General features: G+C 65.7%; 22 protein-coding genes and 1 pseudogene. 7 read left to right on the top strand and 16 right to left on the bottom strand.

Annotation, left to right across the window (positions count from 1 at the left end; translation table 11 throughout):
* Window position 1: 1 nt before the first annotated feature.
* The 3 genes from IAE37_RS18785 to fni all read right to left on the bottom strand — a co-directional run bounded on the left by IAE37_RS18785 (window position 2) and on the right by fni (window position 2,293).
* Window positions 2-913, bottom strand: a complete 912-nt coding sequence (locus IAE37_RS18785; protein WP_201175934.1) for a LysR family transcriptional regulator — start codon at window positions 911-913, stop codon at window positions 2-4.
* Between the two features lie 57 nt (window positions 914-970).
* A complete protein-coding gene (locus IAE37_RS18780) occupies window positions 971-1,114 on the bottom strand; it encodes a hypothetical protein (protein WP_201175932.1) in 144 nt (47 codons plus the stop codon).
* A gap of 132 nt (window positions 1,115-1,246) precedes the next feature.
* Window positions 1,247-2,293, bottom strand: a complete 1,047-nt coding sequence (gene fni, locus IAE37_RS18775) for a type 2 isopentenyl-diphosphate Delta-isomerase (RefSeq protein ID WP_201175929.1) — start codon at window positions 2,291-2,293, stop codon at window positions 1,247-1,249.
* Between the two features lie 181 nt (window positions 2,294-2,474).
* On the opposite strand from fni, the gene IAE37_RS18770 reads away from it, so the two are divergent.
* Window positions 2,475-2,699 carry a hypothetical protein gene (locus tag IAE37_RS18770; protein ID WP_201175926.1) on the top strand — a complete coding sequence of 75 codons (225 nt, stop codon included), beginning with the start codon at window positions 2,475-2,477 and terminating at the stop codon, window positions 2,697-2,699.
* A gap of 45 nt (window positions 2,700-2,744) precedes the next feature.
* On the opposite strand, the gene IAE37_RS18765 is transcribed toward IAE37_RS18770, so the two are convergent.
* The gene (locus IAE37_RS18765) at window positions 2,745-4,745 is read right to left on the bottom strand and encodes a peptidase U32 family protein (protein ID WP_201175924.1); all 2,001 of its coding nucleotides are present in this window, start codon (window positions 4,743-4,745) and stop codon (window positions 2,745-2,747) included.
* Window positions 4,746-4,881: 136 nt separating this feature from the next.
* A pseudogene (locus tag IAE37_RS18760) lies at window positions 4,882-5,759 on the bottom strand (LysR family transcriptional regulator).
* 102 nt (window positions 5,760-5,861) lie between these two features.
* Here IAE37_RS18760 and IAE37_RS18755 point away from each other — a divergent pair.
* The 3 genes from IAE37_RS18755 to IAE37_RS18745 are packed head-to-tail and all read left to right on the top strand — an operon-like array spanning window position 5,862 to window position 8,817.
* The gene (locus tag IAE37_RS18755) at window positions 5,862-7,151 is read left to right on the top strand and encodes a CitMHS family transporter (RefSeq protein WP_201175922.1); all 1,290 of its coding nucleotides are present in this window, start codon (window positions 5,862-5,864) and stop codon (window positions 7,149-7,151) included.
* A gap of 2 nt (window positions 7,152-7,153) precedes the next feature.
* Window positions 7,154-8,500: an acyclic terpene utilization AtuA family protein gene (locus tag IAE37_RS18750; protein ID WP_201175921.1), complete on the top strand. Its 1,347-nt coding sequence runs from the start codon at window positions 7,154-7,156 to the stop codon at window positions 8,498-8,500.
* Window positions 8,497-8,817, top strand: a complete 321-nt coding sequence (locus IAE37_RS18745; RefSeq protein ID WP_201175920.1) for an AtuA-related protein — start codon at window positions 8,497-8,499, stop codon at window positions 8,815-8,817. Before IAE37_RS18750 ends, IAE37_RS18745 begins: the two co-directional genes overlap by 4 nt.
* 35 nt (window positions 8,818-8,852) lie before the next feature.
* Here the strand turns inward: IAE37_RS18745 and IAE37_RS18740 are convergent, their stop codons facing one another.
* Both IAE37_RS18740 and IAE37_RS18735 read right to left on the bottom strand, forming a co-directional pair.
* Window positions 8,853-10,973: a TonB-dependent receptor family protein gene (locus tag IAE37_RS18740; RefSeq protein ID WP_201175917.1), complete on the bottom strand. Its 2,121-nt coding sequence runs from the start codon at window positions 10,971-10,973 to the stop codon at window positions 8,853-8,855.
* A gap of 36 nt (window positions 10,974-11,009) precedes the next feature.
* Window positions 11,010-11,390 carry a RidA family protein gene (locus IAE37_RS18735; protein WP_201175915.1) on the bottom strand — a complete coding sequence of 127 codons (381 nt, stop codon included), beginning with the start codon at window positions 11,388-11,390 and terminating at the stop codon, window positions 11,010-11,012.
* Window positions 11,391-11,514: 124 nt separating this feature from the next.
* Here IAE37_RS18735 and IAE37_RS18730 point away from each other — a divergent pair, with 124 nt between their 5' ends.
* Window positions 11,515-12,210 carry a tRNA (adenine(22)-N(1))-methyltransferase gene (locus IAE37_RS18730; RefSeq protein ID WP_201175913.1) on the top strand — a complete coding sequence of 232 codons (696 nt, stop codon included), beginning with the start codon at window positions 11,515-11,517 and terminating at the stop codon, window positions 12,208-12,210.
* A 1-nt stretch (window position 12,211) separates the two neighbouring features.
* On the opposite strand, the gene IAE37_RS18725 is transcribed toward IAE37_RS18730, so the two are convergent.
* Window positions 12,212-12,478 carry a DUF2790 domain-containing protein gene (locus IAE37_RS18725; RefSeq protein ID WP_201175911.1) on the bottom strand — a complete coding sequence of 89 codons (267 nt, stop codon included), beginning with the start codon at window positions 12,476-12,478 and terminating at the stop codon, window positions 12,212-12,214.
* A gap of 120 nt (window positions 12,479-12,598) precedes the next feature.
* Between IAE37_RS18725 and IAE37_RS18720 the strand changes: the two genes are divergently transcribed.
* The gene (locus tag IAE37_RS18720; RefSeq protein WP_201175909.1) at window positions 12,599-13,531 is read left to right on the top strand and encodes a LysR family transcriptional regulator; all 933 of its coding nucleotides are present in this window, start codon (window positions 12,599-12,601) and stop codon (window positions 13,529-13,531) included.
* Window positions 13,532-13,666: 135 nt separating this feature from the next.
* Here the strand turns inward: IAE37_RS18720 and IAE37_RS18715 are convergent, their stop codons facing one another.
* The 3 genes from IAE37_RS18715 to IAE37_RS18705 all read right to left on the bottom strand — a co-directional run bounded on the left by IAE37_RS18715 (window position 13,667) and on the right by IAE37_RS18705 (window position 16,020).
* Entirely contained in the window at window positions 13,667-14,230 is a 564-nt protein-coding gene (locus IAE37_RS18715; RefSeq protein ID WP_201175907.1) for a YbhB/YbcL family Raf kinase inhibitor-like protein, read from the bottom strand.
* Window positions 14,231-14,281: 51 nt separating this feature from the next.
* Complete coding sequence (locus tag IAE37_RS18710) at window positions 14,282-14,602, bottom strand: hypothetical protein (protein ID WP_201175905.1); 321 nt, start codon at window positions 14,600-14,602, stop codon at window positions 14,282-14,284.
* 113 nt (window positions 14,603-14,715) lie between these two features.
* Window positions 14,716-16,020 carry an MFS transporter gene (locus IAE37_RS18705; RefSeq protein ID WP_201175903.1) on the bottom strand — a complete coding sequence of 435 codons (1,305 nt, stop codon included), beginning with the start codon at window positions 16,018-16,020 and terminating at the stop codon, window positions 14,716-14,718.
* Between the two features lie 450 nt (window positions 16,021-16,470).
* Between IAE37_RS18705 and IAE37_RS18700 the strand changes: the two genes are divergently transcribed.
* Complete coding sequence (locus IAE37_RS18700) at window positions 16,471-17,346, top strand: AEC family transporter (RefSeq protein WP_201175902.1); 876 nt, start codon at window positions 16,471-16,473, stop codon at window positions 17,344-17,346.
* A gap of 34 nt (window positions 17,347-17,380) precedes the next feature.
* Here IAE37_RS18700 and IAE37_RS18695 read toward each other — a convergent pair whose 3' ends face one another.
* The 5 genes from IAE37_RS18695 to IAE37_RS18675 all read right to left on the bottom strand — a co-directional run bounded on the left by IAE37_RS18695 (window position 17,381) and on the right by IAE37_RS18675 (window position 22,935).
* Window positions 17,381-18,013, bottom strand: a complete 633-nt coding sequence (locus IAE37_RS18695; protein WP_201175900.1) for a hypothetical protein — start codon at window positions 18,011-18,013, stop codon at window positions 17,381-17,383.
* Between the two features lie 225 nt (window positions 18,014-18,238).
* Window positions 18,239-19,570: an MFS transporter gene (locus tag IAE37_RS18690; protein WP_201175898.1), complete on the bottom strand. Its 1,332-nt coding sequence runs from the start codon at window positions 19,568-19,570 to the stop codon at window positions 18,239-18,241.
* Window positions 19,571-19,656: 86 nt separating this feature from the next.
* Window positions 19,657-20,595, bottom strand: a complete 939-nt coding sequence (locus IAE37_RS18685) for a hydroxymethylglutaryl-CoA lyase (RefSeq protein ID WP_201175897.1) — start codon at window positions 20,593-20,595, stop codon at window positions 19,657-19,659.
* Complete coding sequence (locus IAE37_RS18680) at window positions 20,592-21,785, bottom strand: CaiB/BaiF CoA transferase family protein (RefSeq protein ID WP_201175895.1); 1,194 nt, start codon at window positions 21,783-21,785, stop codon at window positions 20,592-20,594. Before IAE37_RS18680 ends, IAE37_RS18685 begins: the two co-directional genes overlap by 4 nt.
* Window positions 21,786-22,023: 238 nt before the next feature.
* Window positions 22,024-22,935, bottom strand: a complete 912-nt coding sequence (locus IAE37_RS18675; protein ID WP_201175893.1) for a LysR family transcriptional regulator — start codon at window positions 22,933-22,935, stop codon at window positions 22,024-22,026.
* Window positions 22,936-22,945 lie beyond the last annotated feature (10 nt).

Below are 22,945 nucleotides of genomic sequence, written 5' to 3'. Positions count from 1 at the left end.
CTCAATTCTCCCGGCTGTACATCCTGCATTCAGCCAGCAACGCCAGCAGGTTCGGCTCCCGCTCCCGAGCCTTCAGGAACACCACCCCGATATGCTGCTGCAGCCGATAACGCGGCTGCAGCGCGATCAACTTCACCCGGTTCTCGTACACCGCAGCGATCCTGCCGGGCAGCAACGCGAAGCCCACCCCCGAACTGACCATGCTGAGCAAGGTGAAGATGTCATTGACCTGCATCGCGACCTGCGGCTCGAACCCCGCCTGCTGGAACACCCGCGCGCCATCACGGTGGGTGGCGAAGCCTTGGGTCAGGGTGATGAAGGTTGAGTCGGCGAAGTCGGCCAGGTCTACCTCGGCCTGCCCGGCGAACGGCGAGTCGGTGGGGACGGCGAGGAAGATATCGTCGGAAAACAGCGGCAACTGGGCGCAGGACGGATCGTTGATGCTGTCGTCCAGCGACACCAGGATCGCTTCCAGCTCATGGTTCTTCAGGCGCTGCAGCAGGTCGACGTTGGAGCCCAGGTTGAGGTCGATGTTCAGCTCGCTGCGGCGCAGCTTCAAGCCCATGACCAGCTTGGGCACGGTCTTGACGGTGAGCGAGTACAACGCGCCAAGGCGAAAGCGCTCGGCGTAGAAGCCCGCCGCCTCGCGGGTCTGGCGGACCATCTGCTCGGCGTCCTGGATCAGTTGGCGGGCTTTCTTTTCCAGCACGTAGGCGCTTTCCAGCGGAATCAGCTGGCGGCCTTCGTGTTTGAACAGCGGGCAGCGCAGGGCGTTTTCCAGTGAATGGATGGCCCGGTGCACGCTGACCGCACTGGTCGACAGCTCTGCCGCCGCGCGCCCCAGATTGCCGCTGCGCATGAAGGCGAGAAAGGTCTCCAGCTTCTTGAGGGTCAGTTCTTCGTCGATCAGCATGCAGGGGCCTCGAATGGCGGTGGCGGCAATCATGCCACAGCTGGCGCCCGAACCGGCTCAACCGTCGGATTGCTCCTCGGGTGGCACCTGTCCTTCCGGCCAGTCCGGCGCTTCCTGTTCGGGTTCGGGCTTGGGCACGGGTTCGCCTGGGTTATGCGGGATGTCGTCGACGTACGGGTCTGGATGGTTGGGATCTGACATGGCCTGGCTCCTCTACAATGACTTGCTGTAGGCCCTGGCCTGCACGCCGCTGTTCAGTCGGATCGCCCAACGGCAGTGGAGCGCCTGCGTCCGCGCGACACTCCGTTGCAGCATCGGCGCCTGTCGGCGTGTTCATCCCGGTTGCGGCCCGGGGCCCAGCAAGCGTGCCCGGCGCAGTTGCGCCAGGTTGCGCGAGCCGGTACAGAAGCAGGCGATGCGCAGCTGCTGCAAGAGGATCTCGAAGTGCTGGATGACCGCCTCGCTCGAGGTAGTGGCCGCCGTCAGCACCCCCGCTGCCTGCCCGACCAGGTCGGCGCCAAGGCGAATGGCCTTGGCCGCGTCGATGCCGTTGGCGATACCGCCCGAGGCGATCAGGCCGACCTCGGGGAGGGCCCGGTGCACCGCCAGCAGACACTGCGCACTGGGGATCCCCCAGTCGCTGAAAGCCATGGCCACCGCTCGCTGCGCAGGGGTTTGGGCACGCTGCGCCTCGACCGCTGCCCAGCTGGTACCGCCGGCCCCAGCCACGTCGATCATCTGTACGCCGGCATGCACCAGTTGCCGGGCGACGCTGGGTGACAGGCCGGCGCCGACCTCCTTGGCGATCACGGGTACGCCGATGCGCTCGGTGAGGCTTTCGATGCGTGCCAGCACCCCGCGCCAATCGCGGTCGCCTTCAGGCTGTACCGCTTCCTGCAAGGGGTTGAGGTGGATGATCAGGGCATTGGCTTGCAGGCTGTCGACCGCCCGGCGAGCCAGGTCGAGGCCGTCGGCTTCGCGCAGTTGCGCCGCGCCCAGGTTGGCCAGCAACGGAATGCTCGGCGCCAGGCGCCGCAGTTCGCCAGTCAGCCCCTGGTCTGGCCCGCCGCGCAGGCTGACCCGCTGCGAACCCACTCCCATGGCGATACCGAGGGCCTGGGCAGCTTCAGCCAGGTGGCGATTGATGTGTTCGGCGCGCTGGGCCCCGCCGGTCATCGAGCTGATCAACAGCGGCGCCCTCAGCTCGATGCCCAGCAGCGAGGTGCCGAGGTCGACCTCATCCAGCGCCATTTCAGGCAATGCGCAATGTTCGAAGCGGATCGCCGACCAGCCCGGGTCCACGCTGGAGGTGGACTTGCCCGGGGTCAGCACGGTGTCCAGATGGTCGTCCTTGCGTTGACTCAGCAAGCTCTTCTTCATGCCGGCTCCATTGCCACGGAATCATCCAGCGGCGTGCGGGGTTCTGTGCCAGGACAGGTTGTACAACGCTGCCCATTTTGTACAGATAAGCTCATATTCGAATGCGTACAGGCGAACCGATCAAACTTTCTCGCCATGCAGGGCTCTTCAGAAAGACATGTATCTTTTCCTGGAGACAACCATGAAGCACAACGATCCCAAGCCCGCTGACAAGGTGCCGCACGTGGTGTCATCGGAGCAGGCGCAGAGGGGGGAACACGCGCCGAGGCCGGTACTGGAGCGCCCTGATCCGGATACCGAGGCGGTGGACAAGGTGATCACTCCCACCTCGACCCAGGAGCTCGAGGACACCACCGAGGCCATCGAGCGTCGCCTGCGCGACGCCGAGGGCAATGTTGGGGATTGACCGCTCCAGTGCCGGGGGAGGGGGCGGGCGAGTCCTCGCCTCGGCTCAATGCGGCGCGCGGGGGATGGTCTTGAGCAGGTCTTCCGGGCTGATGTGACCCACCACCTGGGCCACGGCGCTGCCTGGGGTCGGCAGGTCGATGATATGGCTCTTCATCTTGCCGATCACATGCATCTCGCACGGCTTGCAGTCGAACTTCAAGGTCAGCACCTCATCGCCCTGGATCAACTGCATCGGTGCCACCTTGGTGCGCACGCCGGTAACGCCCTTGGCCTGCTTGGGACACAGGTTGAACGAGAAGCGCAGGCAGTGCTTGGTGATCATCACCGGCACCTCGCCGTGCTCTTCGTGGGCCTCGTAGGCCGCGTCGATCAACTGCACGCCATGGCGGTGGTAGAAGTCCCGGGCCTTCTGGTTGTAGACGTTGGCCAGGAACGACAGGTGCGCCTCCGGGTACACCGGGGGCGGTGTGGTCTCGGCCTTGCGCGCACCCCGCGGGTGGGCCTTGATCCGCGCCTCGGTCAGCACCTCGATGGCTTCACGGCGCAGAGCCTTGAGCTGCGAGTTGGGGATGAAGAACGCCTCTGGCGCATCGAGCTCGATGGCGCTGGCGTGGTACTGAGTGGTGCCCAGCTGGCCGATCAGGTCGCGCAGTTGGTCGAGCGCCTGCTCGGGCTTGTTGGCGACGCCGAACGGGCCGTCCAGGCCCACCTGCACGCTAATGCCTTCTTCGCTGACGGCGGTCAGCGCCAGGCGCTCCTCGCGCAGCACCGCCTGCCACTGCACGCCCACGCGGCGCTCGGCCGAGGTACGCTGCAGGGCTTGCTGCCAGTTGTGGTCGAGGTTGCGCGACAGCGGGTGGTTGGGGCGCAGCTTGTACAGGCCTTCAGGCATCTCGTTGGGTTCGACGCGGTAGCGGTAGCGCTTCTGGCCGTCTTCGTCGAACTCGCCACGAGGCTCGGCGATGTTGGCACGGAACCCTACCACCTCACGCTTGACCAGCACGTTGAGGCCGTCGCCGTTGGTCAGCGGTACTTCGGTGACCACCAGCATGTCGCGCTTGCCGACCTTTTCCACGACGCCCACCGGCAGGCCGGTGAAGGTCGGCGAGTCGAAGGCGCCGATATCGACCTTGCGCTCGCTGACGAAGTAGTCGGTGCTGCCGCGGTGGAAGGTCTTGTCCGGATCGGGCAGGAAGAAGTGCTCGGTACGCCCGCTGGAGGCACGGGCCAGCTCCGGGCGACCTTCGAGGATGGCGTCCAGCTGCTGGCGGTAGTGGGCGGTGATGTTCTTCACGTAGCCCATGTCCTTGTAGCGGCCCTCGATCTTGAACGAGCGCACGCCGGCATCCACCAGATCGGCCAGGTTGGCGGTCTGGTTGTTGTCTTTCATCGACAGCAGGTGCTTTTCGAAGGCGACCACACGGCCCTGGTCGTCCTTGAGGGTGTACGGCAGGCGGCAGGCCTGGGAACAGTCGCCCCGGTTGGCGCTGCGGCCAGTCTGGGCGTGGGAGATGTTGCACTGGCCGGAGAAGGCCACGCACAGCGCGCCATGAATGAAGAACTCGATGGCGGCATCGGTCTCGGCGGCGATGCTGCGGATCTGCTGCAGGTTCAGCTCGCGGGCCAGTACCAGCTGGGAGAAACCGGCCTGGTCGAGGAACTTGGCGCGTTCGAGGGTGCGGATGTCGGTCTGGGTACTGGCATGCAGTTCGATCGGCGGGATGTCCAGGTCCATCACACCCAGGTCCTGGACGATCAGGGCGTCGACACCGGCGTCGTACAGCTGATGGATCAGCTTGCGCGCAGGTTCGAGCTCGTTGTCGTGGAGGATGGTGTTGATGGTGGTGAACACGCGTGCATGGTAGCGCCGCGCGAACTCGACCAGTTCGGCGATATCGCCGACTTCGTTGCAGGCGTTGTGGCGCGCGCCGAAGCTTGGGCCGCCGATGTAGATGGCGTCAGCGCCGTGCAGGATCGCCTCGCGGGCGATGGCGACGTCACGGGCAGGGCTGAGCAGTTCCAGGTGATTCTTTGGAAGGGACATATCGTTATGGTTTCGGGCGGTCACGGTTTAGCGCGGTATTGTACCGGTGAAATGGGGCGGTGGCATCTTTGGCTGGCGGGAGGTGTTTCGTCAGCGCGGGCCTATTCGCGGGTTCACCCGCGAATAGGCCCAACGATCAAAGCCCCATCCCTTTCAAACACTCCACCAACCGCGACGTCGCCGGCGACAGGCTGCCCTCGCTGCGGGTGATTACTCCCAGCTCCCGCTCCAGCCCTGGCTCGTCCAGCTGCCGCCGGGCCAACCGCCGCTCGCCGTCGTCCGCCGACTCCGGCAGCAAGGCGATGCCCAGCCCGTTGCGCACCAGCGCCAGCACGGTAGACATGTAGTTGGCCTCCATGGCCACTCGCAGGCTCAGCCCGCGGGCCTGGAACACCTGCTCGATCTGCGCCCGCACGCTGCTGTCGCGCCCGGTGAGGATCATCGGCTGGCCGTCCAGATCGGCCAGGCTGGGTGAGCCGCTGGCCAGTGGATGCTCCGTCGGCACGAACAGACACAGGCGGTCTTGCAACAAGGGGGTAAAGGCCAGTCCATGGCCGAGCTTGGCGCGTACCCCCAGGCCGAAGTCGACGTCGCCGTCGCGTACCCGCTCGACGATGCGCTCGGCCACCAGATCGCGCAGCCGCACTTCGATGCCGGGGTATTGCCGAGCAAACACCGCCAGGCGCTCGGGGAGGGCGCCAGCGCATAGCGAGGGCAGGGCGGCGACGCTGACCACGCCGCGGCGCACTGCCGCGAGCCCCTGGCTGGCGCTGACGATGTTGCCCAGGTCCAGCAGCAGCTTCTCCATGGCGGGTAATGCTTCGCGTCCCGCCGCAGTCAAGGCCACGTGGCGCGGGCTGCGTTCGAGCAGCTCGACCCCAGCCAGCCTTCGAGCTGGCGGATCTGCACGGTGAGCGCCGAGGGCGACAAGTGCAGGTCGTCCGCGGCGCGGGCGAAGTTGCCGCGCTGGGCGACGGTGATGAAGGCGCGGATGTGCTGAAGGGCGTTCTTCATTTTGTTTTTTCGAATGTGCCTGGCTTTAAATTGCAATTTACACGCAAGCCGCGCCTTCCCGATACTCCAGGCAACAACAAAAAACACAAGCTGGAGTCGCCCATGCTCGCCCTCTACGGCGTCATTACCATCCTGTCCCTGCTCGTCGCGGTGATGAGCAAACGCATCTCGCCCTTGGTGGCGTTGATCGCCTTCCCCGTGGTCGCCGCTCTGTTGGCCGGCTTCGGCCTGCAAACCAGCGGGTTCATCCTCACCGGTATCAAGAACGTCGCCCCCGTGGTGGGCATGTTCATCTTCGCCATCCTGTTCTTCGGCGTGATGACCGACGCCGGCATGCTCGACCCGATCATCGACCGCATCCTGCGCGCCGTGGGTACCCGGCCCACGCGCATCGTCTGCGGCACCGCGCTGCTGGCGCTGCTGGTGCACCTCGATGGCTCGGGCGCGGTGACCTTTCTGGTGACGGTGCCGGCGATGCTGCCGCTGTATACCCGCCTGGGCATCGACCGGCGCGTGCTGGCCTGTGTCGCGGCAATGGCCGCCGGGGTCAACTTCCTGCCCTGGACCGGCCCGGTGCTGCGTTCGTCCGCGGCCTTGCACGTGCCGGTGGCCGATCTGTTCCAGCCATTGATCCCGGTGCAGGTGGTGGGCCTGGCCTTCGTCTTCGCCTGTGCCTGGTGGCTGGGCCGGCGTGAGGAAAAGCGCCTGGGCCTGCATGCCGGCAGCGACGTCGCCGCACCGCAGCGGGTGCTGAGCGCCGAGGAACAGGCATTGCGCCGCCCGCGCATGTTCTGGCCGAACCTGTTGCTGACGGTGCTGGTGATGGCCGTGATGATCGCCGGCTGGGTCGACCCGGTGGTGATGTTCATGCTCGGCACCGTGGCCGCGTTGTGCCTGAACTACCCGCGTGTCGATCATCAGCGCGAGCGCATCGATGCCCACGCCAAGACCGCGCTGACCATGGCCAGCATCCTCCTGGCCGCGGGCGTGTTCACCGGCATCATGCAGGGCACCGGCATGCTCAAAGCCATGGCCGAGGTGGCGGTGCAGCAGATCCCGCCGGGGCACGGCAAGCTGATCCCGGCGCTGGTGGGCTTCGTGTCGATGCCGCTGAGCCTGCTGTTCGATCCTGATTCCTTCTACTTCGGCGTCATGCCGGTGATCGCCGAAGTCGGTCGCTCGCTGGGCGTCGATCCCGTGCAGGTGGCCCAGGCCTCGCTGCTGGGCGTGCACACCACCGGCTTCCCGGTCAGCCCGCTGACGCCGGCCACCTTCCTGTTGGTGGGCCTGTGCAAGCTGGAGCTGGCCGACCACCAACGTTTCACCCTGCCATTACTGTTTGCCGCGTCGGTGCTGATGACCCTGACCGCGCTGGCATTGGGAGTATTCTGACGATGAACACCCTGCGCATCGGCGCTGGCGCCGGCTACTCCGGCGACCGCGTGGAGCCTGCCATCGAGTTGGCGCGTGACGGCCAGCTCGACTACCTGATTTTCGAATGCCTGGCCGAACGCACCATCGCTCTGGCCCAGCAAGCCCGCCTGGCCGATCCCGAAGCCGGCTTCGACCCTTTGTTGGCCACGCGCATGCGCGCCGTGTTGCCCTTCATCCGCCAGGGCCAGCGGCGCTTGCGGATCATCAGCAACATGGGCGCCGCCAACCCGCGCGCCGCAGCCCGCCAGGTGCTGGCGATCGCCGCCGAGCTCGGCTTGCATGGCCTCAAGGTGGCGGCGGTGGAGGGCGATGATGTGCTCGCCGTGCTGCGCCAGCATCCGCACTGGCAACTGGACAACGGCCTGAGCATCGGGGCCCTGGGCGAACGCATGGTCTCGGCCAATGCCTACCTGGGCGTGGAAGGCATTCTCCAGGCCCTGGCGCTGGATGCCGATGTGGTGATCACCGGGCGAGTCGCCGACCCTTCGTTGTTCCTCGCGCCACAGCTGCATGCCTTCGGTTGGGCGGCGGACGACTGGCAGCGGCGGGGCCGCGGCACGCTTACCGGGCACCTGCTCGAATGCGCCGGGCAGGTCAGCGGTGGTTATTTTGCCGATCCCGGGGTGAAGGATGTCCCGGACCTCGCACGGTTGGGTTTCCCGCTCGCCGAGATCGATGCCGATGGACTGGCGCGTATCACCAAGGTAGCGGGTAGTGGCGGGCGCATCGATGTGGCGACTTGTACCGAGCAGTTGCTGTACGAGGTACACGATCCGCGCTGCTACCTGACCCCCGATGTGGTGGCCGACTTTTCCGCTGTGCACTTTGCCTTGCAGAGCCCCGATTCGGTACAGGTCAGTGGCGCCACCGGGACCCAGCGGCCGGAGCAGTTGAAGGTGACCGTGGGCTATCGCGACGGTTGGATCGGTGAGGGGCAGATTTCCTACGGTGGCCCCAATGCCGTGGCCCGTGCTCGCCTGGCCGGGCAGATCGTCGAGCAGCGCCTGGCCATCACCGGGGTGCCGCTCGAGGAGTTGCGCTGCGAGCTGATGGGCGTTGACTCATTGCATGGCAGTACTTTCGGCCAGCCCGGCGAGCCTTGGGAGGTTCGCTTGCGGGTGGCCGGGCGCTGTGCGACGCGGGCTGCCGCCCAGGCCTTGGCCAACGAAGTGGAGACCCTCTACACCAACGGCCCGGCCGGTGGCGGTGGCGCCACCCGCCAGGTGCGTGAAGTGCTGGCCGTGGCGAGCCTGTACCTGCCCCGCGAGTTCGCCACTCCCCATGTTCACCTGGAGGTTTGCCCATGACCGTTACCTTGCATGAGATTGCCCATACCCGTACCGGGGACAAGGGCGATACCTCGAACATTTCGCTGATTGCCTATCGCTCGGAAGACTATGCGGTGCTGGTGCGCGAGGTGACGGCGGAGAAGGTCGAGGCGTGGTTCGCCCATTTGCGCGATGCCAGTGCGGGGCCGGTACGGCGTTATGAGATGCCGCAGTTGCAAGCGCTCAACTTCGTCTTGCCGGGGTTATTGCGGGGCGGGGTGACGCGCTCGCTGGCGCTGGATGCCCATGGCAAGTGTCTGGGTGCGGCGTTGTTGCGGATGGAAGTACGGCGTTAGATTCGGGATGGCTGGGGGCGCACAGCGCCCCCGCATCAGAACTGATACTCCAGCCCAGCCCCCGCATACCACGACCGCCCCGGTGCCGCTTCGTAATAGCGCCCGTTGCTGTCGCCGACGATCACCGAGCCGACGTACTGCCGGTCCAGCAGGTTGTCCAGCCGCACCAGTTGGTGGAACGTCCACGGCCCGTAGTGCTGCTCGAAACGGGTACGCCAGTTGAACACCGCATAGCTCGGCGCGATGTGCTGGTCGTTGGTGTCCTCGACATACACCTTGCTCCGGTACTGCCCCTCCAGCCCCATGCTGATGCCATCGCGCGGCTTCCAGATCAATTCGCCGAACAGACTGGTCTGCGGTACACCCGGCAGGTGATTGCCCTTGTCGATGGTCGTGCCGCCCTGGCTGAACGCCTCGTCATAGGTGGCGTCGAGCACGGTGTAGGCCAGGTTGGCCTGCCACTGAGCGTTCAACTCGCGCTGCACGCTCAGCTCGAAGCCGCGGCGCAGCGTCTTGCCGGCGTTGCGGTAGCTGGTGCGACCACCCTCCGATGCCGCCACGACGATCTCGTCCTTGGTGCGAATCTCGAAGATCGCGGCGTTGATCCGCGTGCGTTCATCCGTCCGGGCCTTCAGGCCAAGCTCGTACTGGGTGCTGGTGGCCGGATCCAGGCCAAAGTTGAAACCTTCCACCGCACCCGGCGCATAGGCCATTTCGGCCTGGGTCGGGGTTTCGAAAGCCTTGCCGGCACTGATGTAGCCGTGCAGGTCAGGGGTGAAGGCGTACATCACCGACAGGGTCGGGGTGGTGCGTTGGTACTTCTTCGAACCGCTGGAGTCGCCATTGGCCAGGTAATGGTCATCGACTTCCATTTCCATGGTGCTGTGGCGCAGGCCCGCATCCACGGTCCAGCGGTCCAGTTCCCAATGGGCCTGGACATAGGGGTCGAGGCTGGTGGCAGTGTCCTTTTCCTTGCGCCGCAGTTCGCCCTTGACGCCCAGCGTGTCGCCGCTGAAGTTCTGGTAGCCACGGCGGTCGTCGCTGCTGCGATCGTAGTCGGCGCCGACGGTCACGGTGAGGTTGCCGGGCGCGGCGGTGACGGGCTGGATCCAGCGCAAGGTGCCGCCATGGAATTCGCGGTCGAAGTCGACCACGCCACCGCCGCGCTCGTTGGCGGGGTTGGGGCGTCCGTTCTGCGTGAACCTCGGAATGGATAGATACTGGATCACGCTGCGCTTACCGGCATACAAATTGAACTGAAGTGTCGCATCCCCAAACGAACGCTCGTAGTTCATACCCAATTGCTGGTGGTGGATACTCTTTCGGGTATTGTAAGTTTCGGCTGCCGCAGACACCGACCTTGGATCATGTTTGTACGCGTCCCAGGTCTGCCCCAGCGGATCCTCGGTGCCATTCTGCTCCAGCGTACTCAGAATCAGCGCCAGCCGGCTGTCCTCGTCGGGCCGCACATGCACCTTGGCGAAGGTCTGGTCGCGGCGGGCCGAACTGTGGTCGCGGTAACCATCGGTGTCCATGCGCGAAGCATCCACCAGGAACCCGGCCTGGTCATCGCCGCCTTCGCTGTACACGTGGTTCTTGTTGAACCCGTCGCTGCCGAAGGTGGTTTCTGCGCCGACCTTGGGTGGGCCGGAGCCGTCGCGGGAGAACATCTGGATCACACCGCCGGCGTTGCTGCCATAGATGGCCGAGGCCGGGCCGCGCAGCACCTCGATGCGGTCGGCCACATCGAGGTTGAGCGACGCTGCCTGGCCCTGCCCATCCGGCGTGCTGGCCGGGATGCCGTCACTGAGCAGCTTGATGCCACGGATGCCGAACGCCGAGCGGGCGCCGTAGCCGCGCGATGAAATCTGCAGGTCCTGGGCGTAGTTCTGGCGGTTCTGCACCACCAGCCCCGGCACCCGGTTGAGCGCCTCGGAAAGGTTCACGCCCAGCTGGCCGTCGGCGATCTGCGCACGGTCGACCGTATCGATCGAGTACGGCAGGTCGAAGGTCGGGTTGGGCACGTAGGTGCCGGTGATCACCACCGGCTCGAGCAACTGGAAACTGCTCGCGGGTTCAGCCTGGGCCGGCGAGCACAGGCCCAGGCCGGGGAGCAAGGCGGCCAGCGCCTTGCGGTAGGGAAAGGTATCGGGCATCGGGCGTCCTGCGCGTGCAGCGTTCCTGGAGTCGGATCAGGCCTTGGCCGCCATCGCGGTCACTTCCACTCGCATCCCTTCATAGGCCAACGAGGCCACGCCAACGGCGGCGCGCACTGGCCACGGCTTGCTGAAGAAACGCTGGTACACCTCGTTGAAGGCCGGGCGGTCGGCCATGTCGGTGAGGTAGATGGTCAGGTGGAGTACGCGGTCCATGCTGCTGCCGGCTTTTTCCAGGGCATCCTTGAGGGCCTGCAGGGTGCATTCGCACTGGGTGACGATGTCGCCCAGCTCCAGGCTGCCATCGGCGCGGATCGGGACCTGGGTGGTGACCAGCACGCCATTGAATTCGGCGACGTCGGAAGAGATGGACTCGGTGTCGGAGTCGGGCGTGAAGGTGATATCTGCGTTTGCCATGGGTCGTTTTGCCTTGCGACGTGGGAAAAGTGCAAGCCTACGCGAGCGTAGCGGGTGGGTCGAGCATTGTCATGGCGCCCTGCGAACGGCAGAATCGCGCCGATTCCGCAGTAAGGGGCTTACCTTGAACGAAAAGAGATTGTCGATGCGCCTGGAGCGTGTAGCGGCGCACGTGCCACAGGGCGCACGTCTGGCCGACATCGGCTCGGACCACGGCTACCTGCCGGTGGCCTTGCGCCTGCGTGGGGTGATCGAGGCCGGGGTGGCCGGTGAAGTGGCGCACACGCCATTCGCTGCGGCTCAACGCACGGTGCGCGAGAACGGCCTCGAGGCCAGTGTCGAAGTACGCCTGGCCGACGGTTTGGCGGCGATCGAGGCGGGTGACCGGATTACCGTCATCACGTTCTGCGGCATGGGCGGCCAGACCATTCGTGACATCCTCGAACGTGGTCGCCAATACCTGTCCGGGCGTGAGCGGCTGATCCTGCAGCCCAATGGCGATGAGCGCGAATTGCGTGAGTGGCTGGCGGCAAACGGCTACCGCATCGTCAGCGAAGAGCTGCTGCGCGAACACCGTTTCGATTACGAGATCATGGTCGCCGAGCCTGGCGAGGGGGAGGCCTACAGCGCGCAGGAGCTGTATTTCGGACCGGTCTTGCTGCGCCAGCGCAGCCCTGCGTTCTTGAACAAATGGCAGCGCATGCTGCGGCAGAAACAACAGACCCTGGCGAACTTCCAGCGTGCCCGGGAAGCGGTTCCGGAACACAAGATCCGCGAGTTCGAGCGGCAGGTCAGTTGGATCGAAGAGGTGCTGGCCTGAGTTACAGGCGCGAGCAGTTACCCATTTCCTGATAGGCGATTTCGTGGGTTTCACCCTGGTGGTCCACGTAGACCATGTGCGAGGTGCCCACTTCGCAATCGGCGGCGGTGCTGTCGGGCGTAATGGAGACTACCTTGGCCACATCCACGGGCATGCCGTACTGGTAGGTGCTGCTGGCTTCGGCCGGCTGGGTCGCGGACCCGGCAGCGAAGGCGCCGAACGAGGCGAGGGTGGCCGAAAGGGCGATAACAACGATCGAACGTTTCATGACTGGCTCCTTTTCTTTGTGTGTGTCTTATGATGTATTCATTGGTGATCCTCAATAAATGGGCTTTGCCGTGATAGATTCCTGCCTTTGGCGTATGAATGACAAGAGGATTCCGGCCTGATGGATATGTTGCACGCCATGCGCACCTTCGCTCGGGTTGTCGAATGTGGCAGTTTCGCGGCGGCCGCCAATGCCCTGGATATCTCTGCTGCGCAGGTCTCTCGGATCGTTGCCGAACTGGAGAACCAGTTGCAGACGCGTCTGCTGCACCGCACCACCCGGCGCCTGCGCATGAGCGAGGCGGGGGAGCGGTTCCTCGAGCGGGCGCGGCAGATCATGCTGCTGACCGACGAGGCCATGGACGAGGCCCGCGGCGCGCATCTCACGCCCCGTGGCCGCCTGCGCCTGCACTGTCCACATGGCCTGGGCATGTTGCTGATGCCGCTGGTGGCCGGGTACAACGCACTGTGCCCGGAGGTGGTGGTCGAGCTGACGCTGTCGCAGCGCAACCCCGACCCGCTGGCCGAAGGGCACGATGTGGTGATCACGGTGGACGAGGCGTTGCCCGACTCGCAGCTGATCGCGGTGCCGCTTGGCAACATCTTCAGCATCCCTTGCGCGGCGCCCAGCTACCTGGATGCCCATGGCGTGCCGGAGCGTCCCGAAGACTTGCACGACCATCGCTGCCTGCGCATGGCCTACCCGATGTACGAGGGTGACTGGGTATTCCCCCAGGGCGTCGACCAGTGCGTGATCGCCCCGCATGACAGCTTCCTGACCAACGTGGCCGACGCCATGCTCAAGGCCAGCGAGCTGGGCATGGGCATCGGGCTGTTGCCGTTCTATACCGCCAGCCAGGCCATCGAGCAGGGGCGTCTGTGCAGGTTGCTGGCACCGTACCGGCTGCGCGAGAGCATGCTGTATGCGATCTACCCGTCGCGGCATTACCTGGATGCCAAGGTGCGGACCTGGATCGATTACCTCAAGGAGCAGCTACCGGCGTTGTTCCTGGCCCATGAGCAGTTGGTGGACGATAAGCGGTATTGGCGGTAAAGCAGGCAAGACCTGAGGCGCGTGGCCCGGGCTGTGCCCGGGTTCGCGGGTAAACCCGCTCCTACAGGCATCGGTGCTCCTGTAGGAGCGGGTTTACCCGCGAACCCAGGCGCAGCCTGGGCCAGGCACAACCAATCAATGCCCGTACCGCCCCACCAGGCTCTGAGCCGCCAAGGCATGCCCTTGCAACAGCTCCAGCAACCCCTGACGATCCAGTCCCTCAGGCAACTTCCCAGGTTCCAGGTCGGTGGCGATCAAGGTCAGTGAGTAATGGTGCGGATTGTCGCCAGCCGGCGGGCAGGGCCCACGGTAGGCCAGGGTGCCACGTGAATTACGCCCCACCGTGGCGACCTGCGAGGTTTGCCCCGCAGCCCCTTCGGTCAACCCGTCCACATCTGGGTCGATGTTGTAGGCGATCCAGTGCACCACCCCCAACCCCTTGCCGCCGTCCGGGTCGAACATCACCAGCGCCAGCGAGCGGGTGCCTTGCGGTGGGTTCTTCCAGCTCAATTGCGGCGACAACTCCTGGCCACTGCCGCACGCCGGGTCCGGCCCCACCTGCGCCAGGCCGATGGTGCCACCATCGGTGAACGAGGTCGAACTGATCGACAAGGCGCCGGCAGAGGTGTCTTCATCAAAATTCGCCGCCATTGCCCCGCAGGGCAGCAGGGCGGCGAGTAGCCAGGGCTTGAGGTTCATGGCGGTTCCTTGCGGCTATTGAGCGTCGAGCCGCAGTGTAGACCAGCCGCCTCAGCGGCTGTCCTGATCCTCGGCGGTCCCGCCCGAAGCGCCAGCGCCGCTGCCGGTGGCTTCGCCCGTGCTGTTGGAGCCACCGGCAGCACCATCGGCGCCATCGTTGTCGCTGCCAGTGTCGGCGCTGTCGTTGTCGCCGGTACCGCCCGGAGTGTTGACGCTGCTGCCGTCACCTGCGGTCTTGCCTGGAGTAGGGTCGCTCGACTGGGTAGCAGGCGTGCGGGTGTCGGTGCTGTCGGTGGCAGCGGCGAAGCTGGCCGCCGAGGTCAGACCCAAGGCCAGGGCAAGGCCGAGCGAAAGCGGACGAATGCGGATCATGGTCAATCTCCTATGGGAATGATCTGTCATTGGTTTGGCTTTGCAGTGATGGCGCAGTGCTGTCTGCCCGACAAATGGTCGTGACAAGGGCCGCGATGGCGGCCCTTGTTCAGTTACGGATGCTCGGCGCGCGTCGCCCCCTGTGGCGGGTTTTCCTCCGACGTTTCCAGCGGCGGGTGTTCCTGGGCGGCGTGCATCAGGTCCTCGGTCACCCGCAGCTCGGCCCCGGTGGGCGAGAAGGTTGCGGTGGCGGCGAACGGGGCCGGGTGTTCGGCCTTCGGACGCTTGCCTCGGCGCCACAGGAAGAAGCAGAACATCGCCCCGTTGATCACGGTGAAGGCCCAGAACAGCCCGACCTCGCCGAACGAAGTCATCACCGGCGAAATGGCCAGCGGCGCCAGCGCCGAGCCCAGCGAGTTGATCAGCAGCAGGCCCTGGATCATCGGCACCAGCGCGTCGGAAGGCGCGCGGTCGGCAGCGCTGCTGACTGCCACTGGGTAAAGCGCGAACACACCACCGCCGAGCAGGAACAGCATCGCCGGCAACAGCATGGAGTTGGCCGGCAGCAGCACGATGATCACCGACAACACGGTGCACAGCGCCGCGAGCGCGATCAGTACGTCCTGGCGGTCCTTGCGGTCGGACCAGCGGCCTACCGGGTACTGCAGCAGCATCGCGCCGAGGATCACCCAGGCCATCATGTTGCCGATCTCGCCCACATCCATGCCGATCCGCTGCAGGTACAACGGTAGCAGCGCGTAGATGCCGGCAATGGCCGCGCCCGAGCCGAAGCAGCCGACCAGCCCGGTCGGCGCCACGCCGAGCAGTTGGCGCGGCTTCAGTGGCTCGACCTGATCGAGGATCGGCGATACCTGCGGCAGGATCACGATCGGCATCACCGACAACGCGGCGAGCATGCCGGCGACCATGAACGGTGCCGTTTCGCCCCAGCCGGTGATTTCGCCCAAGGTGGCCTGGGCGATCACGCCAGCACCATAGAAGGCGATCATGTACAGCGCCAGCAGGCGGCCGCGGATCTTCGCGTCACCGGCCAGCAGCAGCCAGCTCTCGATCACCAGGAATACGCCGACCGTTGCCCAGCCGTTGATCAGGCGCAGCGCGATCCACCAGGTGGTGTCGTAGAACAGCCCCTGGGCGAGGATGGTCGCGGCGATCAGCGAGGCGAAGCTGCTGTAGGCGCGAATATGGCCGATGCGCAGGATCAGGCGGTCGTTGAACACCGCACCGAGGGTCAGGCCGATGAAATAGGCCGACGAGACGATACCGATCATGGTCGCCGACTCGCCAGCGGCGCCCAGGCGAAGGGTGGTCAGGGACGACATGAAGCCATTGCCCAAGGCGATGATGAACAGCCCGAGCAGGGGTGCCAGCGCCATGGCCAGCAAACGCGGAGACATAGTTACCTCGAATTGGAATAGACGGGAGGAGCGCCTCTTCGAACACGCACAGCGCTCCGCACCATCGAGGGCCGGAGAGTTGCACGGGTGTGCCTGGGCTGGATGCGACCTGGGCAAGACTCAACCGCTAAACCTGTCAGGAAGTAGGTCGGGCGGGGTCGGTTGAGCCTATTGCACATGTACGGGCATGTGTTCAGGCACGGACTCTGTCGTTGCTGCCGGTTGCCACCGTTCAAGGCGACGGGCGAAAAGGAAGCGCGATTCTAAGCCCTGCAAACGATTTGCCCAAGGGGCTGAAGCCTGCGACGAGACGCCGCACGACGAGTTGCGTCGCATTGTGGCCAGGAATCTGTCTGCGCCAGGCAAAAACCTGTCGGCGACGGCCACAAAGGCTGCCCTGTGGGGCTTTGGCTGCGGCATAATGTCGCATTTGCAAGGGAGGCAAGGTCAATGCTGGGTTCGCTGTCCGCCATTCTGGCACCTGTGTTCATCGTTGCCGGCATTGGTTACCTTTGGGCCCGCAAAGGGCTCGACTATCCCACCGAGTTCGTCGCGCGCATGGTCATGACCGTCGGCACGCCCTCGCTGGTGCTGTCGACCTTGAGTCGCACCGAACTGCAGCCCGAGGCGTTCCTCGGCATGGCCGGGGCGTGCAGCCTGTGCCTGGTCGGCATGGCCCTGGCCGGGTGGGTGGTGTGCCGGGCATCCGGGCAACAATGGCGGGTGCTGTTGCCAGCGTTCATGTTCCCCAATACCGGCAACATGGGCCTGCCGATCAGCCTGTACGCCTTTGGCGAGCATGGCCTGGCGCTGGCCGTGGCGTTCTTCCTGACCTTGTCGGTGTTTCAGTTCACCCTGGGCCTGGCCATTTCCGGCACGGCCGCATCGCTCAAGGCATTCGTGCGCAACCCCATCGTCATCAGCCTGGCCGGGGCGATGCCGATCATCTTCCTGGGCGTCGAGCTGCCGCGTTTGCTGGCCAATACCGTCGACCTGCTCGGCGGCATGAGCATTCCGCTGATGTTGTTGACCCTCGGGGTGTCGCTGGCCAGCCTGCGTATGCGGCACGTGGGCAGCGGCCTGCTGCTGGGCGGCCTGCGCATCGTGCTGGGGGCGGCGGTCGGCTGGGGCGTCGGCCTGGCGCTGGGCATGGGGGAACTGGAGCGGGCGGTGCTGATGGTGCAGTCGTCGATGCCGGTGGCGGTGTTCAACTACCTGATGGCGGTGCGGGCCAATCGTGCGCCGGAACAGGTGGCCAACCTGGTGATGTGCTCGACGCTGCTGTCGTTCGCCTGGTTGCCGCTGGTGCTGTCATGGAGCCTCTGACGGCTGCAGGCCCAGCGGCAGGGGTGCAGGCCTGTCAGCGGGTGACCAGGCGTTCATGGACCCAGCCGTGGTCGGTCAGCACCATGGCATGGGTTTCCGTGACCGGCTTCTCGCCACTGGCCACGGCCTTGTTCAGGTCGGCGATGCCGGCCCGCACACTCTGGTTGTTGGCCCATTGCGGCAGCCCGACCACCTTGTACGCGTAGGTCACCTGCGAGACTTCGCGGCCATTGCTGTGCGTCGGTTCGCTGAACTGTTGCACCGCCGTGACCTGGGCCTGGCCGAAGCACAGCCCGCCGGTGGCCTTGCCATCGGGTTGGCTGGCGGCATTCGCCTTGTAGTACTTGCGGCCTTCGTCGGTCAGGTCGTAGGCGTAGTAGATGTCGGTGCGGGCCGGTTGCCACAGGCGCGCCGGCACTTCGGTGCGGGAGATCTCCCTTTCACTGACCACGCCGACCTGGGCGAGGGCATGCAGGGCCTTGTTGGTGCCGTTGACGTCGAAGTCCTGGGTCTGGGTGGGGAATGCGCTGATGACGAAGCAGTGGGGATACTGCGTGTCTAGGTAGGCCTGGGCGGCCGATTGGAACGTGGCCTTGCTGGGGTCGTCGGTGCCCGAACAGCCTGCCAGGGTAGCGACCAGCGCAAGGGGTACGGTCTTCCTATACATGATGAAACGTCCTTGGATTACGAAGATGGAGCGTTGGTCGGAATTAGACCGCAGGCTCTAGGACGGCGCAATCGTGGCAGGACGGCATCTCGGTCAGGGCGGTGGGGATGGCACGGGCTATGCCCGTGTTCGCGGGTGAACCCGCTCCTACACGACTACCACATCCTTCGACAGCGGTGGTGTACCTGTGTAGGAGCGGGTTTACCCGCGAATGGGGAAACGCATTTACGGATTCGGCACATCCCGGCTACGCAGCTTCTCCGGCAAGGCGAACATCACCAGTAGCGCCGTCACCACGCAGGCCCCGGCAATCAGGTACAGCGCCGGCGTGGTAGTGCCGGTGAGGTCGCGGATACGCCCCACCAGCACCGGGCTGACGATCCCGCCCAGCTGCCCCATGGTATTGATCAGCGCGATCCCGCCTGCGGCTCCGGCGCCGGCACCCGCGAGCAGCTTCGGCGGCAGTGCCCAGAAGCTCGGGATAGAGGCGACCACGCCAGCACCGAGCAGGCCCAGGGAGATCAGCAGCAGAGGCGTGTTGTCGTCGAACAGGCCGGCGCACAGGAAGCCCACCGCACCCAGGGCGATCAGCCCGGCGGTGAACCAGCGCCGCTCGCCAGTAGCGTCGGACAACCGTCCGCAGACCACCATGGCGATGGCCCCGCAGATGTACGGCACGGCGGTCAGCAGGCCGATCACCGTAGGGTTCTCGGTGCCCGCGCTGCGGATCAGTTGCGGAGCCCAGAAATTCAGGCCATAGGAAGCGATCTGGATCAGGAAGTAGATCAGCCCCAAGGTCAGGAAGCCGGGAATGCGGATCGCCTGCAGCAGCGAGCCTTGGCCATGGGCGGCCTGGGGCGGGTCGATACGCGACAGCAACAGGCGCTTTTCCCCGGCATCGAGCCAACCGGCATCTTCGACACGGTCCTTGAGCCGGGTCAGCACCAACAGGCCCAGGGCCACGCAGGGCACGCCGCCAAGCAGGAACAGCCAGTGCCAGCCACGCATCTGCAGGGCACCGTCCAGATGCCCGAGCACCAGGCCGGAGATCGGCGCGCCGAACAGCCCGGCGAACGCCGAGGCGAGGAACAGCAACGAGGTGATGCGGCCGCGATAATGGCGCGGGAACCACAGCGTCAGGTAGTACAGCACCCCTGGCGCAAAGCCGGCTTCCATGGCGCCGATGATGAAGCGCAGGGTATAGAACTGCCATTCAGTGGTGACGAACACCATCGCTGCGGTGGCCAGGCCCCAGGAAATCATGATGCGGGCGATCCAGCGGCGCGCACCGACTTTGTACAGCATCAGGTTGCTGGGCACCTCGAACAACACGTAGCCCACCACGAACAGGCTCGCCCCCAGGCCGTAGGCGGTGTCGCTGAAACCCAGGTCGGTCTGCAGCTGGAACTTGGCGAAGCTGATGTTGATGCGGTCGAAGAAGGCGAACAGGTAGCAGACCATGATCAGCGGCATGATGCGCCAGGCAACTTTGCGGATCAGGGCTTTTTCATTGTCGGCCACGCCATCGGCGGCCGACTGCAGAGCAGTAAGACTCATGGGAGGTTTCTCCAGTCGGGCCACCCGTGGGCGGCCCTGTTGTTCTTGTTTTCTGGCGGGGGCTAGCCCCGATCTACAGCGGTGTATCAGGCTGGCAAGCCAGCCGGCAGCGGGTGCAGGTCGCAATTGCGTCCGGCCTTGGCCAGTTGCCCTGGGACTTCATGGCCGAGCAGTGCGGGCAGGCCACGGGACAAGGCGAGCAAACCCTCGAGGTCGATACCGGTGGCAATGCCGGTCTCGGCGCACAGGTTGACCAGGTCTTCGGTACAGATGTTGCCCGAAGCCCCCGGTGCGAATGGGCAGCCGCCGAGGCCGCCGAGCGCGGCGTCGAAGCGCCGGGCGCCGGCCTCGAAGGCGGCGAGCACGTTGCACAGGCCCAGGCCCCGGGTGTTGTGGAAGTGCAAGGTGAGCATCGCCGCCGGCAGCCGCTCCAGGCAGCGTCGCACCAGGCGCTCGACCTGGCGCGGGTTGGCCATGCCGGTGGTGTCGGCCAGCGTCACGCCCTGCACGCCGAGCTCGAGGTAGGCATCGAGCAGGCGCAGCACCTGGTCCTCATCGATGTGGCCCTCGAACGGGCAACCGAAGGCCGTGGCCACCGTGGCATTCAGGCTGACCGCCTGGCCCTGCACGGCCTGGACGATATCGCCAAAGCCGGCCAGCGACTGTTCGCGGCGCATGCGCATGTTCGCCAGGTTATGCGACTGGCTGGCCGACAGCACCATGTTCAATTCGTCCGCGCCGGCCGCCAAAGCCCGCTCGGCGCCCTTGAGGTTGGGGATCAGGGCCACATAGACGATGCCGGGCGCACGCTGGATGCCGCGAAACACCTCATCGCCATCGCGCAATGCCGGGATCGCCTTGGGCGACACGAACGAGCCTGCCTCGATACGGCTGAAACCCAGCTGCGACAGCCCGTCGATGAGCTTGATCTTGTCTGCGCTGGGTACCCAGGTGGGCTCGATCTGCAGGCCGTCGCGCGGGGCGACTTCCTGGATCAGCATGCGCTCGGGGTTGGCGGGGATCATTGCACCACCCCCTGGGCTCGCAGCTGGGCGATCTGCCCGGCATCCATGCCCAGGCCGCCGAGCAGCGCATCGGTGTGCTCGCCCAGCGCCGGGCCTTGCCAGTCGACCCGCCCTGGGGTGGCCGAGAGCTTCGGCACGATGCCGGGCATGCGTACCGCCGTGCCGTCTGGCAACTGGCTGTCGAGCAGCATGCCGCGAGCGTTGTAGTGCGGGTCGTTGACGATGTCGGCCACCGAGTAGATGCGCCCGGCAGGCACTTCGGCCACCTCGAGCGCGGCCAGCACCTGGTCGATGCCGTGGCGGCGGGTCCAGGCTTCGATGGCGTCGTCGAGCAGCGCGGCCTGGGCGGCGCGGCCGTCGTTGTGGGCGAATTCCGGCGCATCGCCCAGGTCCGGGCGGCCGATAGCCTGCATCAGGCGGCGGAAGATCGGGTCGCTGTTGCCAGCGATGACCACGAAGGCGCCATCGCCGGTGCGGTAGGTGTTGGAAGGGGCGATACCGGGTAGCGAGCCGCCGCTGCGCTCGCGGACATGGCCGAGCAGGTCGTACTCGGGCACCAGGCTTTCCATCAGGTTGAACACGCTTTCGACCAGCGACACATCGACCACCTGGCCGACGCCACCGTTGGCGCGCACGTTGAACAGCGAAAGCAGGGCGCCCATCACTGCGTGCAGCGAGGCCAGCGAGTCACCCAGGCTGACGCCGGCACGCGCCGGTGCCGAGCCCTGTTCACCGGTGGTGTAGCGGATGCCGCCCATGGCCTCGCCGATCGCGCCGAAACCCGGGCGATCGCGATACGGGCCGCTCTGGCCGTAGCCGGAGATGCGCACCAGGGTCAGCTTGGGGTTGAGCGCGTGCAGCACGTCCCAGCCCAGGCCGAGTTTTTCCAGGGCCCCTGGGCGCAGGTTTTCGATCAGCACGTCGGTTTCGGCGAGCAGGCGCTTGACGATGTCCAGGCCTTCGGCGGCCTTGAGGTCCAACGCCAGGGATTTCTTGTTGCGCGACTGCAGGTACCACCAGAGCGAGGTGCCTTCGTGCAGCTTTCGCCACTTGCGAAGGGGGTCGCCCTGGCCCAGGGCTTCGATCTTGATCACTTCGGCACCGAACTCACCGAGCAGGCGAGCGGCGAAGGGGGCGGCGATCAGGGTGCCGATTTCCAGGACCCTGATACCTTCTAATGGGGCAGGCATGCTGCGTACCTCTTTGTTCTTGGACTTTGAGGTAGAGACTAAGCAGGCGGCGGGTTGAGCACCAATCCTGTGTTGGCAACAACCGTTCGCCAAACGCGAAGGGTTTGTGCAGACCTGTAACGGCCCTTTCGCGGCGGTTCGGCGCCCCGATGAACCCGCTCCTACAGGGGGTGCGCTCTTGTAGGAGCGGGTTCATCGGGGCGCCGAACCGCCGCGAAGAGGCCGCAACAGGAGAAAATCAATCTCTATCCCCCCGCAACTGCTCGAACAACAGCCGGCTCACCGGCGACAGCGCCTCCAGCTCTCGCGCCACCAGCAGCAGCTCGCGTTCGGCCCAGTCATCCCCCAACGCCACCGCGCGCAGTCCCAGCGCCGCGCCGAACAGCTCGAAGGCCTTGCGCGGCAGGATGCCCACGCCCATGTCGGCCTGCACCATGCGACACACGGCGTCGAAGCTCGGCACATGGATACGCAGGCGCAACACCTTGCCGGCCCGGCGCGCGGCCTCGACGCTGCGCATGTTGATCGAGCTGGCGGCGTGCAGGCCGACGAAGTCGTTGTCCAGGGTGTCGCTGAACGCCACCTGGTGCGCCTCGGCCAGGGGGTGTCCGGCGCGCACCACCAGTACCAGCTGGTCGCGCCGGTAGCGGACCGTGTGCAGTCCGCGGGTATCACAGTCGCTGGAGCAGATCCCGAGGTCGGCGACGCCGTCGAGCAGGCCCTGGACCACGCCGTTGCTTGGACGCTCCTCCAGCTCGACCTTGATCCGCTCGTGACGGGCAGAGAACTCGGCCAGGTCCTCGGGCAGGAACTGGATGATGGCCGACAGGTTGGCCAGCATCCGAACATAACCGCGCACCCCTTGCAGGTGCTCGCCCAACTCCAGGCCGATCTTTTCCAGGTTGAACAGCATGCGCCGGGCGTGGTGCAGCAGCGTCTCGCCCGCGGGCGTCAGTTGCATGCCGCGCGCCTGGCGGGCGAACAGCGGCGTGCCGAGGGCGCCTTCGAGTTCGTTGAGGCGCTTGCTCGCCGCCGACAGCGCGATCGCCTCGCGGGTGGCGGCGCGGGTCAGGCTGCCTTCTTCATGGATCGCCACGAACAACTGCAGGGTCACCAGGTCGAGGCGGCGGATGAGGTTGTTCAACTGCATGGGGCGGTGT

The sequence above is a fragment of the Pseudomonas sp. S31 genome (assembly GCF_016648105.1).
Classification (GTDB): Bacteria; Pseudomonadota; Gammaproteobacteria; order Pseudomonadales; family Pseudomonadaceae; genus Aquipseudomonas.
This window is presented reverse-complemented; position numbering and strand designations above follow the sequence as displayed.

Excerpts from the sequence above, each read along its gene's own strand:
- IAE37_RS18755 (WP_201175922.1), top strand. The coding sequence starts at position 5,862 with ATGCTCGCCCTCTACGGCGTCATTACCATCCTGTCCCTGCTCGTCGCG.
- IAE37_RS18690 (WP_201175898.1), bottom strand. The coding sequence starts at position 19,570 with ATGAGTCTTACTGCTCTGCAGTCGGCCGCCGATGGCGTGGCCGACAAT.
- IAE37_RS18725 (WP_201175911.1), bottom strand. The coding sequence starts at position 12,478 with ATGAAACGTTCGATCGTTGTTATCGCCCTTTCGGCCACCCTCGCCTCG.
- IAE37_RS18785 (WP_201175934.1), bottom strand. The coding sequence starts at position 913 with ATGCTGATCGACGAAGAACTGACCCTCAAGAAGCTGGAGACCTTTCTC.
- fni (WP_201175929.1), bottom strand. The coding sequence starts at position 2,293 with ATGAAGAAGAGCTTGCTGAGTCAACGCAAGGACGACCATCTGGACACC.
- IAE37_RS18715 (WP_201175907.1), bottom strand. The coding sequence starts at position 14,230 with ATGAACCTCAAGCCCTGGCTACTCGCCGCCCTGCTGCCCTGCGGGGCA.
- IAE37_RS18770 (WP_201175926.1), top strand. The coding sequence starts at position 2,475 with ATGAAGCACAACGATCCCAAGCCCGCTGACAAGGTGCCGCACGTGGTG.
- IAE37_RS18710 (WP_201175905.1), bottom strand. The coding sequence starts at position 14,602 with ATGATCCGCATTCGTCCGCTTTCGCTCGGCCTTGCCCTGGCCTTGGGT.
- IAE37_RS18680 (WP_201175895.1), bottom strand. The coding sequence starts at position 21,785 with ATGCCTGCCCCATTAGAAGGTATCAGGGTCCTGGAAATCGGCACCCTG.
- IAE37_RS18720 (WP_201175909.1), top strand. The coding sequence starts at position 12,599 with ATGGATATGTTGCACGCCATGCGCACCTTCGCTCGGGTTGTCGAATGT.
- IAE37_RS18740 (WP_201175917.1), bottom strand. The coding sequence starts at position 10,973 with ATGCCCGATACCTTTCCCTACCGCAAGGCGCTGGCCGCCTTGCTCCCC.
- IAE37_RS18695 (WP_201175900.1), bottom strand. The coding sequence starts at position 18,013 with ATGTATAGGAAGACCGTACCCCTTGCGCTGGTCGCTACCCTGGCAGGC.
- IAE37_RS18750 (WP_201175921.1), top strand. The coding sequence starts at position 7,154 with ATGAACACCCTGCGCATCGGCGCTGGCGCCGGCTACTCCGGCGACCGC.
- IAE37_RS18700 (WP_201175902.1), top strand. The coding sequence starts at position 16,471 with ATGCTGGGTTCGCTGTCCGCCATTCTGGCACCTGTGTTCATCGTTGCC.
- IAE37_RS18735 (WP_201175915.1), bottom strand. The coding sequence starts at position 11,390 with ATGGCAAACGCAGATATCACCTTCACGCCCGACTCCGACACCGAGTCC.
- IAE37_RS18765 (WP_201175924.1), bottom strand. The coding sequence starts at position 4,745 with ATGTCCCTTCCAAAGAATCACCTGGAACTGCTCAGCCCTGCCCGTGAC.
- IAE37_RS18675 (WP_201175893.1), bottom strand. The coding sequence starts at position 22,935 with ATGCAGTTGAACAACCTCATCCGCCGCCTCGACCTGGTGACCCTGCAG.
- IAE37_RS18745 (WP_201175920.1), top strand. The coding sequence starts at position 8,497 with ATGACCGTTACCTTGCATGAGATTGCCCATACCCGTACCGGGGACAAG.
- IAE37_RS18685 (WP_201175897.1), bottom strand. The coding sequence starts at position 20,595 with ATGATCCCCGCCAACCCCGAGCGCATGCTGATCCAGGAAGTCGCCCCG.
- IAE37_RS18780 (WP_201175932.1), bottom strand. The coding sequence starts at position 1,114 with ATGTCAGATCCCAACCATCCAGACCCGTACGTCGACGACATCCCGCAT.
- IAE37_RS18705 (WP_201175903.1), bottom strand. The coding sequence starts at position 16,020 with ATGTCTCCGCGTTTGCTGGCCATGGCGCTGGCACCCCTGCTCGGGCTG.